Origin of the sequence: Pseudomonas sp. S09G 359 (assembly GCF_002843605.1) — a bacterium.
In the GTDB taxonomy this organism is placed as follows: domain Bacteria; phylum Pseudomonadota; class Gammaproteobacteria; order Pseudomonadales; family Pseudomonadaceae; genus Aquipseudomonas.
The window spans coordinates 1,334,248-1,350,168 of record NZ_CP025263.1 but is presented as its reverse complement, the minus strand read 5'-3'; the positions used below and the strand labels follow the sequence as shown (position 1 = coordinate 1,350,168).

The window sequence follows — 15,921 nt, the reverse complement described above, 5'->3', positions numbered from 1 at the left end:
TGCTGCGCAGTCCAACGGGAGCAAGCTCCCTCGCCACAGGTGTAGTGCTCGTCCTTAGGAGTGGTGGGCGTTGGGCGCTGCGCCCTTTTCAGGTTTTACCTAGCCGTTTGTGACCTGCGAACCCCCGACCTCGCGTGTTAACCTTGCCGCCATCGCAAAAACTGCTGGGCCAAGCGCGCCCTTTGCCCCATCACTTTCAACGAATTTGCCTACTATCCAATGAGTAAAAACACGTCCGATCTGTCCTCCCACACGCCAATGATGCAGCAGTACTGGCGCCTGAAAAATCAGCATCCTGATCAGTTGATGTTCTATCGCATGGGCGACTTCTACGAGATCTTCTATGAAGATGCGAAGAAAGCCGCCAAGTTGCTGGATATCACCCTGACCGCGCGTGGGCAGTCGGCGGGGCAGTCGATTCCGATGTGTGGGATTCCTTACCATTCGTTGGAAGGCTACCTGGTCAAGCTGGTGAAACTGGGCGAGTCGGTGGTGATCTGCGAGCAGATCGGCGACCCGGCCACCAGCAAGGGGCCGGTGGAACGTCAGGTGGTGCGCATTATCACGCCGGGGACGGTGAGTGATGAGGCGCTGCTGGATGAGCGCCGCGATAACCTGATCGCTGCGGTGTTGGGTGATGAACGTTTGTTCGGGCTGTCGGTGCTGGATATCACCAGCGGCAATTTCAGCGTGTTGGAGATCAAGGGCTGGGAGAACCTGCTGGCCGAGCTTGAGCGCATCAACCCCGTGGAGTTGTTGATCCCGGATGATTGGCCAAAGGACTTGCCGGCAGAAAAGCGCCGTGGGACCAAGCGGCGTGCGCCGTGGGATTTCGAGCGCGACTCGGCGCTGAAAAGCCTGTGCCAACAATTCTCGGTGCAAGACCTCAAGGGCTTCGGCTGCGAAACCCTGACCCTGGCCATCGGTGCTGCCGGTTGTTTGCTCAGCTATGCCAAGGAAACCCAGCGCACCGCCCTGCCGCATTTGCGCAGCCTGCGCCATGAGCGCCTGGACGATACGGTGGTGCTCGATGGCGCCAGCCGTCGCAACCTGGAACTGGACACCAACCTGGCCGGCGGGCGTGACAACACCCTGCAATCGGTGGTCGACCGTTGCCAGACTGCGATGGGCAGCCGCTTGCTGACCCGTTGGCTGAACCGCCCGCTGCGTGACCTGAGCGTGCTGCAAGCGCGCCAGACGTCTATTACCTGCCTGCTGGACGCTTATCGCTTTGAAAAGCTGCAACCGCAGCTCAAGGAAATCGGCGATATCGAGCGCATCCTGGCGCGGATCGGCCTACGTAATGCCCGCCCCCGCGACCTGGCGCGCCTGCGCGATGCCCTCGGCGCCCTGCCGCAATTGCAAGTGGCGATGACCGAGCTGGACACGCCGCACCTGCAACAGCTTGCCAAAACAGCCGGCACCTACCCGGAACTGGCCGCGCTGCTGGAAAAAGCCATTATCGACAACCCGCCCGCGATCATCCGTGACGGCGGCGTGCTCAAGACCGGTTACGACAGTGAACTGGACGAGCTCCAGGCCCTGAGCGAAAACGCCGGGCAGTTCCTGATCGACCTGGAAGCGCGTGAAAAAGCCCGCACCGGCCTGGCCAACCTGAAAGTCGGCTACAACCGTGTGCACGGCTACTTTATCGAGTTGCCGAGCAAGCAAGCCGAGTCGGCGCCTATTGACTACCAGCGCCGTCAGACCCTTAAAGGTGCCGAGCGCTTCATCACCCCGGAGCTCAAAGAGTTCGAAGACAAGGCGCTGTCGGCCAAAAGCCGCGCCCTGGCGCGGGAAAAAATGCTCTATGAGGCCCTGCTCGAAGATTTGATCAGCCAACTGGCGCCGCTGCAGGACACCGCTGCCGCCCTGGCGGAGCTGGATGTACTGAGCAACCTCGCCGAACGCGCGCTGAACCTGGACCTGAACTGCCCGCGTTTTGTCAGCGAGCCGTGCATGCGTATCGTGCAAGGTCGCCACCCGGTGGTGGAGCAAGTGTTGACCACACCGTTTGTCGCCAATGACCTGTCGCTGGACGACGATACCCGCATGTTAGTGATCACCGGTCCGAACATGGGCGGTAAATCCACCTACATGCGCCAGACGGCGTTGATCGTACTGCTGGCGCACATCGGCAGCTTCGTACCGGCGGCCAGCTGCGAATTATCCTTGGTGGACCGCATTTTCACCCGGATCGGTTCCAGCGATGACCTGGCCGGCGGCCGTTCGACCTTTATGGTGGAAATGAGCGAAACCGCCAACATCCTGCACAACGCCACCGAGCGCAGCCTGGTGCTGATGGACGAAGTGGGTCGCGGTACCAGCACCTTCGACGGGCTGTCCCTGGCCTGGGCGGCGGCCGAGCGCCTGGCGCACTTGCGCGCCTATACGCTGTTTGCCACCCACTATTTCGAGCTCACCGTACTGCCGGAAAGCGAGCCGCTGGTGGCCAACGTGCACCTCAATGCCACGGAGCACAACGAGCGCATCGTATTCCTGCACCACGTGCTGCCCGGCCCGGCCAGCCAGAGTTACGGCCTGGCCGTGGCGCAATTGGCCGGTGTACCGAACGACGTGATCACCCGCGCCCGCGAACACCTCAGCCGCCTGGAAACCACGGCCCTGCCCCACGAAACCGTGGTCGCCAGCCCCGCCAAAGCGTCCAGCAAAGCGGCGGCGCCGCACCAGAGCGATATGTTCGCCAGCCTGCCCCATCCAGTGCTGGACGAGCTGGCAAAACTTGACCTGGACGGCTTGACCCCGCGTAAAGCGTTAGAAATGTTATATGCACTGCAAGTTCGGATATAACGCACAGGCGTGCAAGCTGGTAGACTCTCGCGCGGTTTGGGATGCTGCAGGCTCTTAGCCTGGCCTGCAGACTATCGCTCCCGAACCTCGCGAGCCCTGCCACAAAGGGTTTCGCTGCCGCCGCCTGAGGAGAGAATTAGAAATGACCTTCGTCGTTACCGACAACTGCATCAAGTGCAAGTACACCGACTGCGTCGAAGTGTGTCCGGTGGACTGCTTCTACGAAGGCCCGAACTTCCTGGTCATCCACCCGGACGAGTGCATTGACTGCGCCCTGTGTGAACCAGAATGCCCGGCCGTCGCTATTTTCTCCGAGGACGAAGTCCCGGCAGAGATGCAGGAATTTATTCAGTTGAACGTCGAGCTGGCGGAGATCTGGCCGAATATCACTGAACGCAAAGACCCGATGCCAGACGCTAAAGAGTGGGATGGTAAAAAGGGCAAGATCGCCGACCTGGAACGCTGACAGCCTCCGTCGTCCCTGAAAAGGCCCCTTGCGGGCCTTTTTGCGTTTCTGCGGCTTGGGTTTTACTTTTCTGCAGGCAAAAAAAAGGGGCGGTATGACCCGCCCACATTTTTTCCCTAGTCCCTGTATTCCTTTTCATCATCCTGATGAATCGCATCCTGCGACGTTCCTTCAAACCATCGATCCTTGATGGCTGTGCCAATCCGTGGACACAGGGCTGATGTTAAAGAGTTCCAAAGGAAGTTCAACGGGATCCAACCGGTGGGCTGACAGGCAGGAGCACTTGAACAAATATAAATAATTGTTATTTTTCAACAAGATAGAAAACTCTCTCGCAGATTCGAGACGTCCAAACCCGGCAAAAAAACCAAACACTTACGAAAAAGTAAGCGAATGCTTACACGCGCAATTGAGAAAAAGTGTCATTGCGAACCGTTGACCGATCTGCGCGCAAGAAAAAGCCCCGACAGTGTCGAGGCTTCTTTTCCTTCAGCGAGATCAGTCGTCGCTGACCGTAATCGTCGGCATCGCCGGCGCAGCCGCCTCCTGCAGGACGATCCGGGCGCCAACATGACGGGCCAATTCCTGATAGATCATGGCGATCTGGCCATCGGGCTCGGCCGCCACCGTGGGCTTGCCGCCATCCGCCTGCTCACGAATATCCATCGACAGCGGCAACGACGCCAGCACCTCGACGCCATACTGGGTTGCCAGCTTCGCGCCACCGCCTTCACCGAACAGATGCTCGGCATGGCCACAGTTGGTGCAGATATGCACCGCCATGTTTTCCACCACACCCAGCACCGGGATGTTGACCTTGCGGAACATTTCCACACCTTTCCTCGCATCCAGCAGCGCCAGGTCCTGGGGCGTGGTCACGATCACCGAACCGGCCACCGGGACTTTCTGTGCCAGGGTCAGCTGGATATCGCCGGTGCCCGGTGGCATATCGATCACCAGGTAATCCAAGTCGCCCCACGCGGTCTGGGTGACCAGTTGCAGCAAGGCGCCGGAAACCATCGGCCCACGCCAGACCATCGGCGTGTTGTCGTCGGTGAGGAAGGCCATCGACATCACTTCCACGCCCAGCGACTCGATGGGCACGAACCACTTCTGGTCCTTGACCTTCGGCCGCGTGCCTTCGGCAATGCCGAACATCACGCCTTGGCTGGGGCCGTAGATATCCGCGTCGAGAATACCCACCCGCGCACCTTCACGGGCCAGCGCCAGGGCCAAGTTGGCGGCGGTGGTGGATTTACCCACCCCGCCTTTGCCGGACGCCACGGCCACCACGTTCTTGACATTGGCCAGGCCGGGGATCTGTGCCTGGGCCTTGTGCGGCGCGATCACGCATTGAATGTCGACCTTGGCCGAACGCACGCCGTCGAGACCTTCGATGGCCATTTGCAGCATCTGCGCCCAACCGCTCTTGAACAAGCCGGCGGCATAGCCCAGTTGCATCTGGACCGAGACTTGGTCGCCCTGGACCTCGATGGCGCGTACACAGCCGGCACTGACCGGGTCCTGGTTCAAATAGGGGTCGGTGTACTGGCGAAGAACGGCTTCCACCGCTGCGCGATTGACGGCGCTCATGGGCTACTCCCGAAAAAAAGACTGACTGAAACAGGCGGCTATCCTAACCGTTCCGGCAGCGTTGCGGCATGCTTTCGCAGATTCGGAAAATGCTGAAACAGCTGCACGGGGTGAAATATATTTCCCGGCGCTTTATAGTGGCCGACCTCCGTTTCATCAAGTAGCCGAGCCCCATGTCCGAGCCACGCAAGATCCTCGTCACCAGCGCCCTGCCCTATGCCAATGGTTCTATCCATCTTGGCCATATGCTTGAGTACATCCAGACCGATATGTGGGTGCGCTTCCAGAAGCATCGCGGCAATCAATGCATTTATGTCTGCGCGGACGACGCCCACGGTTCGGCCATCATGCTGCGCGCCGAAAAGGAAGGCATCACCCCGGAACAACTGATCGCCAATGTGCAGGCTGAACACAGCGCCGACTTTGCCGAGTTCCTGGTGGATTTCGACAATTTCCACTCGACCCACTCCGAAGAAAACCGCGAGCTGTCGAGCCAGATCTACCTGCGGTTGAAGGATGCCGGGCACATCGACCAGCGTTCGATCACCCAGTATTTCGACCCGGAAAAGAAAATGTTCCTGGCCGACCGCTTCATCAAGGGCACTTGCCCGAAATGCGGCACCGAAGACCAGTACGGCGACAACTGCGAAAAATGCGGTGCAACCTATGCACCGACTGACTTGAAGGACCCGAAGTCGGCGATCTCCGGCGCCACCCCGGTGCTCAAGGACTCCCAGCACTTCTTCTTCAAGCTCCCGGATTTCCAGCAGATGCTGCAAACCTGGACCCGCAGCGGCACCCTGCAAGACGCCGTGGCCAACAAGATCGCCGAGTGGCTGGATGCCGGCTTGCAACAGTGGGATATCTCCCGCGACGCGCCGTACTTCGGCTTCGAGATCCCGGGCGAGCCGGGCAAGTACTTCTATGTATGGCTGGACGCGCCGATCGGCTACATGGCCAGCTTCAAGAACCTGTGTGACCGTACGCCGGAGCTGGACTTCGACGCGTTCTGGAACAAGGATTCCACCGCCGAGCTGTACCATTTCATCGGCAAGGACATCGTCAACTTCCACGCGCTGTTCTGGCCGGCGATGCTCGAAGGTTCGGGCTACCGCAAGCCGACCGGCATTGCTGTACACGGCTACCTGACCGTCAACGGCCAGAAGATGTCCAAGTCCCGTGGCACCTTTATCAAGGCGCGCACTTACCTTGACCACCTGTCGCCGGAATACCTGCGCTACTACTACGCCTCCAAACTGGGCCGTGGTGTCGATGACCTGGACCTGAACCTGGAAGACTTCGTACAGAAGGTCAACTCGGACCTCGTGGGCAAAGTCGTCAACATTGCCAGCCGTTGCGCTGGGTTCATCCACAAGGGCAACGCCGGCGTGCTGGTGGCCGAGAATGCCGCGCCGGAACTGACCGAGGCCTTCCTGGCCGCCGCGCCAAGCATTGCCGACGCCTATGAAGCGCGCGACTTCTCGCGCGCCATGCGCGAGATCATGGGCCTGGCCGACCGCGCCAACGCCTGGATCGCCGACAGGGCGCCGTGGTCGCTGAACAAACAGGAAGGCAAGCAGGCGGAAGTCCAGGCGATCTGCGCCACCGGCGTCAACCTGTTCCGCCAACTGGTGATCTTCCTCAAGCCGGTGCTGCCGTTGCTGGCCGCCGATGCCGAAGCGTTCCTCAACGTTGCGCCGCTGACCTGGAACGACCACGCCACCTTGCTCAGCAACCATCAGTTGAACGAGTTCAAGCCACTGATGACCCGTATCGATCCAGTCAAAGTCCAGGCCATGACCGACGCTTCGAAAGAAGACCTGGTCGCCAGCCAGACCGACACCGGCGAATCGGCACCGGCCGGCAACGGCGAGCTGGCCAAGGACCCGATCTCTGCGGAAATCGATTTCGACGCCTTTGCTGCCGTGGACCTGCGTGTTGCGCTGATCGTCAAGGCCGAAGCCGTTGAGGGCGCAGACAAGCTGCTGCGCCTGACCCTGGACCTCGGTGGCGAACAACGCAATGTGTTCTCCGGGATCAAGAGCGCGTATCCGGACCCGTCCAAGCTCGATGGTCGCCTGACCATGATGATTGCCAACCTCAAGCCGCGGAAAATGAAATTCGGTATTTCCGAAGGCATGGTCATGGCGGCCGGCCCTGGCGGCGAAGAAATCTACCTGTTGAGCCCTGACAGCGGCGCCAAGCCAGGCCAACGTATCAAGTAAGCGACAGGCCGGGGTGAACCGGCTGGTTATGCCAAGCGGGCCTGTTGTGGCGAATGGGCTTGTTGTGCCTAGCCAGTTTGTTTGTGACAAATGGGCTTGGTCTGCCTAGCCAATTTGTTTGTGGCAAATGGGCTTGGTGTGGCTAGCCAGTTTGTTTGTGGCAAATGGGCTTGGTCTGCCTAGCCAATTTGTTTTTGGCAAATGGGCTTGTTGTGCCTAGCCAATTTGTTTGTGACAAATGGGTTTGGTCTGCCTAGCCAATTTGTTTGTGGCAAATGAGCTTGGTCTGCCTAGCCAATTTTTTTGTGGCAAATGGGCTTGGTCTGCCTAGCCAGTTTGTTTGTGGCAAATTGGCTTGGTGTGGCTAGCCAGTTTGTTTGTGGTAAATGGGTTTGTTGTGGCGAGCGGGCTTGCCCGCGTTGGGGCGCGCAGCGCCCCCAAGCCAGACACCCCGCGCTAACTGTAAAAACTGCGGCGGGCCTTTGGGGCCGCTGCGCAGCCCAACGCGGGCAAGCCCGCTCGCCACACTAAGCTGGCAAAGCTGGCAAAGCTGGCAAAGCTGGCAACAAGCTGGAAAAAAGCTGGCAAATAGCTGGTAAAAAACCGGCAAAAAGCTGACTCATTACCGCAGACCGGGGCATTGCAAAAACCCCGCCCCTCACAAAATACTGTTCGCTTAGCCGGCATACCCATGACCGATATGCTCTTCACCCTCCTCAGCGCGGCCCTCATCAGCAACCTCGTGTTGCAGATGCCGCTGGCGGTCGAACCGATGTTGGCCCCGCTTGCGCGTCAACAGGTGCACGCCCTGGGGCTTGCCACCACGCTGCTGATGCTAGTGAGCGGGACGCTGGGCTATCTGCTGGACCACTATTTATTGCAACCGCTGGCGCTGACTGCCCTGCGGCTGTTCGTATTTCTACCGCTCACCGCCCTGCTGATCAGCCCTGTGCTTGGCCTGCTGGCCCGCCTGCGACCGGCCCAACATTGGGACGGCTTATGGCTCTTGCTGCTGGGCAACGCAGGGGTACTGGGCATGGTGCTGCTGGGTACCCAGGAGAATCAAAGTTTGACCCACATGGCCGCACTGAGCCTTGGCAGCGGCCTGGGCTTCTGGCTGGTATTGAGCCTATTCAACGACCTGCGCCAGCGCATCGCCGACAACGATATCCCCCTGCCCTTTCGGGGCATGCCGGTGGAACTGATCAGCGCCGGGTTGATGGCGGTGGCTTTCCTCGGTTTCAACGCAATGATCAAAGCATGAGCCTGATTCAACGTATCGACGCGCTGCTGCCGCAGACCCAATGCGGCAAGTGCGGGCACCCGGGCTGCAAGCCTTACGCCGAAGGCATTGCCCAAGGCGAGGCCATCAACAAATGCCCGCCGGGTGGGCAGGAAACCATCGCCGGGCTCGCGCACTTGTTGAACTTGCCGGTGCTGGCGCTGGACACCAGCCGGGGCGAGGCGCCGGCACAGGTTGCCTATATCCGCGAGGCCGAGTGCATCGGTTGCACCAAATGCATCCAGGCCTGCCCGGTGGATGCGATTGTCGGTGCCGCCAAGTTGATGCACACGGTGATCGTCGACGAATGCACCGGTTGCGACCTGTGCGTCGCGCCCTGCCCGGTCGATTGCATTGAGATGCGCCCATCGGCCACGGCTCTACCGATTGTCGGCGGCCTGGCGGCCAATGATGACCAGCGCCGTGAGCGTGGCCTCAAGCGCGACCACGCACGACGGCGCTTTGAACAACGCAACGCGCGCCTGCAACGGGAAGAAGCACACAAACTTGCCGAGCGCCTGGCGCGGGCCAAGCGCGCGCCCTCCGTAGAGGCAGCACCATTGGATAGCCATCAGGCGGCACTGGATGCGGCGATCAAGAAAGCCAAAATCGGTGTGGCGATGAGCCGCGCGCAGTTGCACAAATCCTTGAAGGCGTTCGGCCACCCACCGACCTTTGAGCAACAGTCGCAACTGATTGTCCTGCAACAACAGTTCGAGGCGGCGGAGCAAGCACTTGGCGCGTTGGAGCAGAACAACGCCGGCGCCGCCGCGCCGCCCGCAAGCACGCCCGCCGACCTCAAGCGCGCCAAGATTCAATTGGCCATGCGTCGCGCCGAACTGAAAAAAGCCCAGGATCAGCACGCCGACCCGCAACACATCGCCGAGGCGCAAGGCCGGCTTGAAGCAGCGCAGCGCCAGGTGGACGCCCATGCCGGCAGCTGATCCGCAACGGGCGTTGCGACGGGTATTGCTGGCAACGCTGCCGGGAATAGTGGCGATGCTGTGGTTTTACGGCTGGGGCGTGTTGATCAATCTACTGCTGGCCGGGGGCTGTGCATTCCTGGTAGACGCCGCAGTCCATCGCCTGCGCGGGCAGCGTGTGAGTGACCCGAGCAGCCTGGTCAGCGCAACATTGCTGGCTCTGGCACTGCCGCCCTATTGCCCATGGTGGCTGTGCGTGGCGGCGGTTGCCGGAGGACTGCTGCTGGGCAAGCATTTGTATGGTGGCAATCGCAACCCGTTCAACCCGGCAATGGTCGGCTACGCCTTGATGCTGGTGGCCTTTCCCCAGCCCATGAGCCACTGGCCTGCCGTCCATGGCCCGGACCTGCTGACTGGCGTGCAGCAGATATTCGGCCTGCACCACGACGCCCCCGACGCCTGGGCCCAGGCCACCGTGCTCGACGCCCTGCGCATGAATAAAAGCCTGACCACCGATGAGCTGTTTGCGCGCAGCGCCGCCTTTGGCGCCTGGGGTGGCAAGGGCAGCGAGTGGGTAAGCCTGGCGTATCTGGCAGGCGGGCTGGTGTTGCTGCAACAACGGGTGATCAGTTGGCATGCCCCGGTGGGCATGCTGGCGGGCGTTTTTATCAGCAGCCTGCTGTTCTGGAATGGCTCGGGCTCCGACTCCCATGGCTCGCCGCTGTTTCACCTATTGAGCGGCGCAACCCTGCTCGGCGCATTCTTTATCGTCACCGAGCCCGTGTCCGGCCCCAGCCGCCCAAGCGCGCGGCTGCTGTTTGGGGCGGGCGTGGGCGTGCTGACATATCTGATTCGTACGTGGGGCGGTTACCCGGACGGCGTAGCCTTTGCCGTGCTGCTGATGAATTTGGCGGTGCCCACCCTGGAGCGCCTGACCGCGCCGAAACCGCCGGCGGTGAGTGCATGAAGGCTGGTAAAGGCTGGGCACTGGTCGCGCTGATAGCCATCGCAGGCGTCACGTTGACCCTCGGCCTTCAACACCTCACCGTCGACTACGCCGCACGCCAGGCGCAGGCACAACAGCGCCTGGCCCTGCTCGACCTGCTACCCGGCGCCAGCTACGACAACTCGCCCCTGGACCAGCCCCTGGCAATTCGTACGCAGCCCCTGGCGAACAGCCAATTGCACGCTGGCTACCTCGCGACATTGTCCGGCCAACCCATTGCTGTACTGCTGCGAGTGCAAGCCAGCGGCTACGTCGGGCCAATCGAGCTGCTGATCGCCATCGACCGTAGCGGTAAGTTGCTGGGCGTCAAAACCCTGGAACAGTCGGAAACCCCGAGCCTGGGCGGCCGTATCGCCGAGCCCGGCAACCCCTGGATCGCCGCGCTCAAAGGGCGCTCAGGTGAATTCGATCACATGGCAGGCGCCACCATCACATCCCGCGCGGTGATCAACGCGGTTCAGGATGCATTGCGCTATTTCGATGAGCATCACTCGTCACTGCTGGAGCCCGCGCCCCATGAGTAGACCGTCTGGCCTGGCCAACTCGCTGATGCTCGTACCGCTGCTAGGGGTTACGGATACGCTGCCAGGGGCGTTGGGGTTCTTCTGCCTCTCTGCGTTGATCGTGGCGCTGTACGCAGCGGTGATGCTCACTGTGCGTGCGCGCCTGGGCGCCCCCGCGCGATTGACCGCCAGCCTGATACTGGCGGCTGCCTTGGTCAGCAGCGCGCAAGTGCTGCTGCAGGCGTTCGCCCTGCCTTTGTCTCTGCAATGGGGCGTCTACCTCGCGCTGATCAGCGTGCAGTGCGTGGTGCTGGAATATTCGGGCTTTTTCAATGCCGGCCAGGGCAAGGCCCAATTGCGCCTGTTCGGCCTGTTTGGCGCCTTGCTGATGATCATGGGGTTGTTACGCGCCACTACCGTCACCACATTGATGCCGGCCGGGTTTATCCTGCTTGGGCTATTGCTCACAGGGTTCCAAGCCTGGACCCATTATTCGAAATCACGCTGACCGCCTGCAAGGAACCCACCGCCCCATGAACGCCGCAAAACGCCTGGAAATTTTCCGCAGGCTTCACGAAGACAATCCGGAACCCAAGACCGAACTGGCCTACACCACGCCGTTCGAGTTGCTGATTGCGGTGATTCTCTCGGCCCAATCCACGGACGTTGGCGTCAACAAGGCCACCGCAAAGCTGTACCCCGTGGCGAACACGCCAGAGGCGATCTACGCGCTGGGTGTCGAAGGGTTGTCGGAGTACATAAAGACCATTGGGCTGTACAACAGCAAGGCCAAGAACGTCATTGAAACCTGCCGCCTGCTGGTCGAATTGCATGGCAGCGAAGTGCCGCAAACCCGCGAAGCCCTGGAAGCGCTGCCGGGGGTCGGTCGTAAAACTGCCAACGTGGTGCTCAACACCGCGTTCCGGCAACTGACCATGGCGGTAGATACGCATATTTTTCGCGTCAGCAACCGCACTGGCATTGCACGCGGAAAGAACGTGGTGGAGGTGGAAAAACAGCTGATGAAGTTTGTGCCCAAACCGTACCTGCTCGACTCCCACCACTGGCTGATCCTTCACGGACGCTACGTTTGCCAGGCCCGTAAGCCGCGCTGCGGCAGCTGTCGCATCGAGGACCTGTGCGAATACAAGGAAAAAACCTCTGACGATTGAGGGATCATTGGTTTTTTTGATCAGGCGATTGAAAAAATCTTTTTTACCCAACCATGGATTATCGTTATAAGGAGCGCCAACGGCAGTCTTAGCCCGGAGTTAACCTTATGAGCACTGGCAAAGAACAACTGGAAGTGGAAGACGACCTCGTTGAGTCGGATGAGGATGGGGCAGAAGCACCTGTGGCAGAGGTAGCCAAGACCAATTTGAGCAAACGCCGTACCATCGACAATCTTCTGGAAGAGCGACGCTTGCAAAAACAGCTGGCCGACTACGACTTCGACCTCTGATAACGCCTGTAACGGCCGGAAGCCTCCTTTACGGAGGCTTTTTTCTGCCGGTACAGGATCTACCCCCTGCCTCTAGACCAAGCCGTTGCGTTGGGCCAATTCAATCAGGTCCACCAGCGAACGCGCATTGAGCTTGAGCAGCAGGCGCGTCTTGTAGGTGCTGACGGTTTTGTTACTGAGGAACATGCCATCGGCGATCTCCTTGTTGGTTTTGCCACGCGCCAACTGTTGCAGCACCATCATCTCCCGACCCGAAAGGCGCTCGACCATATCGGACTCGCTGGCATTGCCCATGGTGGAGCGCACGGAGTTCAGGGCCTGGTTCGGAAAGTAGCTATAGCCGGAGAGCACCGCTTTTATGGCACTCAGCAACTCGGTCAGGTCCTGTTGCTTGCACACATAGCCCGCGGCGCCCGCCTGCATGCATCGCATGGAGAAATGGCCCGGTGCCTGTGACGTAAGCACCAGCACCTTGAAGGGCACTGGCAGCTTGACGGAGGACAGCCGGCAGATAACTTCCAGGCCATCGAGCTTGGGAATCCCAATATCCAGTATGACAATGTCCGGCATATGCTCCCGCGCAAGTTGCAACGCATCGACACCGTTATCGGTCTCGGCAACGACCTCATAACCATGGCGTTCCATTAGCATACGCACAGCAAGACGAATGACGGGATGATCATCCACGATCAGCACTTTATTCATGAGAAAGTCCAATTTCGCTGTTCGAATTATTCAGAGCAAACACAATAGCCTAGTCGTTTCCTAGTTGGCATAGCATTCCACCCCAAGTAACAGCAAGCAGAGACGCAACCCACAACCAGATAGGAATTAGCCTACAAAAAAACGCAAACTTAGATGTATCTAGTTTTATGCAGCCTTTCAGACCTTTCCGGGGTTGCACATATCTTGAGTGAAATATCCACTGGATAAGAGGGTGTGGGTTAACGTAGCGCACATAAGCTTCAGGAAATGTCCCTTGCTTTCGGTGTTCACGGGCACGGGGCAGCAACCGCGCCCGGACTATTTCAGTTCCATTCGACATGTGCGTTTACACTCCATATTTCCTACAGAAATTTCAACTTTTATATCCATTCAGCACTTCTTTGTGTGAATGTTCTGTAGGACATAGTTCCTGTTCGGGTGTAAATAATTCATTAGTCTTCGTAAACACCATAAGTTCGGCACAGCAAAGTTCTTGAATATCAGGCCGCCCCACCCTTTAAACATTTATAAACGCGAAGCCAGTCCTGCTTAATATGCCGGCAAAAAAAATGGCCCCTTGAACAAGGGGCCATTTTTTCACAGCAGCTGGAACACTCAGAACAACTTGCGGCCCTTGTTGGCTGCAATGCGCATGCGCAGTGCGTTCAACTTGATAAAGCCGGCTGCGTCCGCCTGGTTGTACGCGCCGCCATCTTCTTCGAAGGTGGCGATGTTGGCGTCGAACAACGACTCATCGGACTTGCGACCGGTCACGATCACGTTGCCCTTGTACAGTTTCAGACGTACAACGCCGTTCACGTGGACCTGGGAAGCGTCGATCATCTGTTGCAGCATCAGGCGCTCAGGGCTCCACCAGTAGCCGGTGTAGATCAGGCTGGCGTACTTGGGCATCAACTCGTCTTTGAGGTGAGCCACTTCGCGGTCCAGGGTGATGGACTCGATAGCACGGTGAGCGCGCAGCATGATGGTGCCGCCTGGGGTTTCGTAGCAGCCACGGGACTTCATGCCCACGTAACGGTTCTCAACGATGTCGAGACGGCCGATACCGTGTTCGCCGCCGATACGGTTCAGGGTCGCCAGCACGGTGGCCGGGGTCATTTCGACGCCGTCCAGTGCCACGATGTCGCCGTTGCGGTAAGTCAGTTCCAGGTACTGCGGTTTGTCTGGAGCGTTCTCCGGGGAGACGGTCCATTTCCACATGTCTTCTTCGTGCTCGGTCCAGGTGTCTTCCAGCACGCCGCCTTCATAAGAGATGTGCAGCAGGTTGGCGTCCATCGAGTACGGGGACTTCTTCTTGCCATGACGCTCGATCGGGATCGCGTGCTTTTCAGCGTAATCCATCAGCTTTTCACGGGACAGCAGGTCCCACTCACGCCAAGGAGCGATCACTTTCACGCCTGGCTTGAGGGCGTAGGCACCCAGTTCGAAACGTACCTGGTCGTTGCCTTTGCCGGTGGCGCCATGGGAAATGGCGTCAGCGCCGGTTTCGTTGGCGATTTCGATCAGGCGTTTTGCGATCAGCGGACGTGCGATGGAAGTACCCAGCAGGTACTCGCCTTCGTAGACGGTGTTGGCGCGAAACATCGGGAAAACGAAATCGCGGACGAACTCTTCGCGCAGGTCGTCAATGTAGATCTCTTTCACGCCCATGGCTTGCGCCTTGGCACGTGCAGGTTCGACCTCTTCGCCCTGACCCAGGTCAGCGGTGAAGGTCACCACTTCACAGTTATAAGTATCCTGCAGCCACTTGAGGATCACCGAAGTGTCCAGGCCGCCGGAATACGCGAGAACGACCTTGTTTACGTCGGCCATGCCATCACTCCACGGGGTTGTACGGAAAGCCGTCGATTCTACCGACCAAAACCGTGAATTTACAGGGGCGCGACAGCAAATGAAGATAAAGCGACAGATTATGTCGAGCGGGCGACCGATGGTCGCACCTTAGGACTGCACCTACGAGGTGTGCGCAGGGTTACTCGGCCCAGTCGCCTGAGGAGCCGGTTTCTCGGGAGCTGCCACGCGTTCAAGCTGAATGTTCACGCGACGGTTGCGGGCGCGATTGGCCGCATTGGTATTCTGCGCCAATGGATAGCTTTCACCATGAAACCGCATCGTGATCTGCGATTCCTGGATACCGTTGGCCTTGAAGTAGTCCATCACCGCCAGCGCACGGCGGCGCGAGACATCGCGGTTGGTCAGGCGGTTACCGCTGTTATCCGAATGGCCGTTCAACTCGACATGGTTAACCGTGGGGTCGGCTTTCATGAACGCGAGAATCACGTCCAGCTTCTTCTTGGCGGCCGCGTCCAGCTCGATGCCACCACCAGGGAAACCGACTTCAGTCTGTTTGACCTGGTCGTAATTCATCGGCAGCAGCTTGGTGGTGCACAGTTGATAGTCGTTATACGCCTTGTTGAATTTCACCGGCAGCAGGCGAATTTCCGAGTAGCCGCCTTCACGCCCGTAGTGCCGCACGGTGGGGCTACGCCCTTCCAGCAGGCCCGTGAACAAGCGCCCGGCCTGGGCCTGGGAGCTATTGAAGAGCACATCGCCACTGCCGGCACGCACGGCGCCGAGGTTGATATCACCTCGCCCCGGTTGCCATGGTGCAGCCGCCGCCAGCAAGGTGGCCGAGCCCGCGCCGAGCGAGCCGTTGTAGGCTTTCAGACGAAAAGTTGCCTGCTCACCGGCCCGGCGCACGAACTCACCCGAGCCGAAATCAGTGATCGGCTGGGTCAGGCGGCACTCGAACTGGTCGCCTTCCACCTTCCACTCAATATTCTCCAGACGTGTCTGGAACGTGAGGGCCATCGCAGGCAGGCTGGCGAACACACTGAGCAGGGCTAGATAATGCTGGCGCACGGGAGGCTCCACTGGTTTCTACAACACTTCAAAGCGTCATACATCGATAAGGCATACGAAAG

General features: G+C 59.5%; 13 protein-coding genes and 1 pseudogene. 10 read left to right on the top strand and 4 right to left on the bottom strand.

Features of this window, described 5'->3' with window-relative positions; genetic code table 11:
- Positions 1–219: 219 nt before the first annotated feature.
- The gene (gene mutS, locus CXQ82_RS06040; protein WP_101267049.1) at positions 220–2,811 is read left to right on the top strand and encodes a DNA mismatch repair protein MutS; all 2,592 of its coding nucleotides are present in this window, start codon (positions 220–222) and stop codon (positions 2,809–2,811) included.
- Between the two features lie 142 nt (positions 2,812–2,953).
- Positions 2,954–3,277, top strand: a complete 324-nt coding sequence (gene fdxA, locus CXQ82_RS06035) for a ferredoxin FdxA (protein ID WP_101267047.1) — start codon at positions 2,954–2,956, stop codon at positions 3,275–3,277.
- 498 nt (positions 3,278–3,775) lie between these two features.
- Here fdxA and apbC read toward each other — a convergent pair whose 3' ends face one another.
- Complete coding sequence (gene apbC / locus CXQ82_RS06025; protein WP_101267041.1) at positions 3,776–4,870, bottom strand: iron-sulfur cluster carrier protein ApbC; 1,095 nt, start codon at positions 4,868–4,870, stop codon at positions 3,776–3,778.
- Between the two features lie 173 nt (positions 4,871–5,043).
- Between apbC and metG the strand changes: the two genes are divergently transcribed.
- The 8 genes and pseudogenes from metG to CXQ82_RS05985 all read left to right on the top strand — a co-directional run bounded on the left by metG (position 5,044) and on the right by CXQ82_RS05985 (position 12,271).
- A complete protein-coding gene (gene metG, locus CXQ82_RS06020; protein WP_101267039.1) occupies positions 5,044–7,095 on the top strand; it encodes a methionine--tRNA ligase in 2,052 nt (683 codons plus the stop codon).
- A 691-nt stretch (positions 7,096–7,786) separates the two neighbouring features.
- Positions 7,787–8,359, top strand: a complete 573-nt coding sequence (locus tag CXQ82_RS06015) for an Rnf-Nqr domain containing protein (RefSeq protein ID WP_101267038.1) — start codon at positions 7,787–7,789, stop codon at positions 8,357–8,359.
- 17 nt (positions 8,360–8,376) lie between these two features.
- Positions 8,377–8,742, top strand: a pseudogene (rsxB, locus tag CXQ82_RS31840) (electron transport complex subunit RsxB); the annotation flags it as partial.
- A 565-nt stretch (positions 8,743–9,307) separates the two neighbouring features.
- Positions 9,308–10,267: an RnfABCDGE type electron transport complex subunit D gene (locus tag CXQ82_RS06005; protein ID WP_101267034.1), complete on the top strand. Its 960-nt coding sequence runs from the start codon at positions 9,308–9,310 to the stop codon at positions 10,265–10,267.
- Complete coding sequence (locus CXQ82_RS06000) at positions 10,264–10,830, top strand: RnfABCDGE type electron transport complex subunit G (RefSeq protein WP_101267032.1); 567 nt, start codon at positions 10,264–10,266, stop codon at positions 10,828–10,830. Before CXQ82_RS06005 ends, CXQ82_RS06000 begins: the two co-directional genes overlap by 4 nt.
- A complete protein-coding gene (locus CXQ82_RS05995) occupies positions 10,823–11,317 on the top strand; it encodes an Rnf-Nqr domain containing protein (RefSeq protein WP_101267030.1) in 495 nt (164 codons plus the stop codon). The genes CXQ82_RS06000 and CXQ82_RS05995 overlap by 8 nt, the downstream gene beginning before the upstream one ends.
- A 25-nt stretch (positions 11,318–11,342) precedes the next feature.
- Positions 11,343–11,981 carry an endonuclease III gene (nth, locus tag CXQ82_RS05990; RefSeq protein ID WP_065906761.1) on the top strand — a complete coding sequence of 213 codons (639 nt, stop codon included), beginning with the start codon at positions 11,343–11,345 and terminating at the stop codon, positions 11,979–11,981.
- Positions 11,982–12,088: 107 nt separating this feature from the next.
- Complete coding sequence (locus CXQ82_RS05985; protein ID WP_101267028.1) at positions 12,089–12,271, top strand: PA3496 family putative envelope integrity protein; 183 nt, start codon at positions 12,089–12,091, stop codon at positions 12,269–12,271.
- Positions 12,272–12,343: 72 nt separating this feature from the next.
- Here the strand turns inward: CXQ82_RS05985 and CXQ82_RS05980 are convergent, their stop codons facing one another.
- The 3 genes from CXQ82_RS05980 to CXQ82_RS05970 form a co-directional block, all read right to left on the bottom strand.
- Positions 12,344–12,976, bottom strand: coding sequence for a response regulator transcription factor (locus CXQ82_RS05980; protein ID WP_101267026.1), 633 nt, complete (start codon positions 12,974–12,976; stop codon positions 12,344–12,346).
- A 615-nt stretch (positions 12,977–13,591) separates the two neighbouring features.
- Positions 13,592–14,809: an argininosuccinate synthase gene (locus CXQ82_RS05975; RefSeq protein WP_029295244.1), complete on the bottom strand. Its 1,218-nt coding sequence runs from the start codon at positions 14,807–14,809 to the stop codon at positions 13,592–13,594.
- Between the two features lie 141 nt (positions 14,810–14,950).
- Positions 14,951–15,859 carry an OmpA family protein gene (locus CXQ82_RS05970; RefSeq protein WP_101267024.1) on the bottom strand — a complete coding sequence of 303 codons (909 nt, stop codon included), beginning with the start codon at positions 15,857–15,859 and terminating at the stop codon, positions 14,951–14,953.
- Positions 15,860–15,921: the final 62 nt, after the last annotated feature.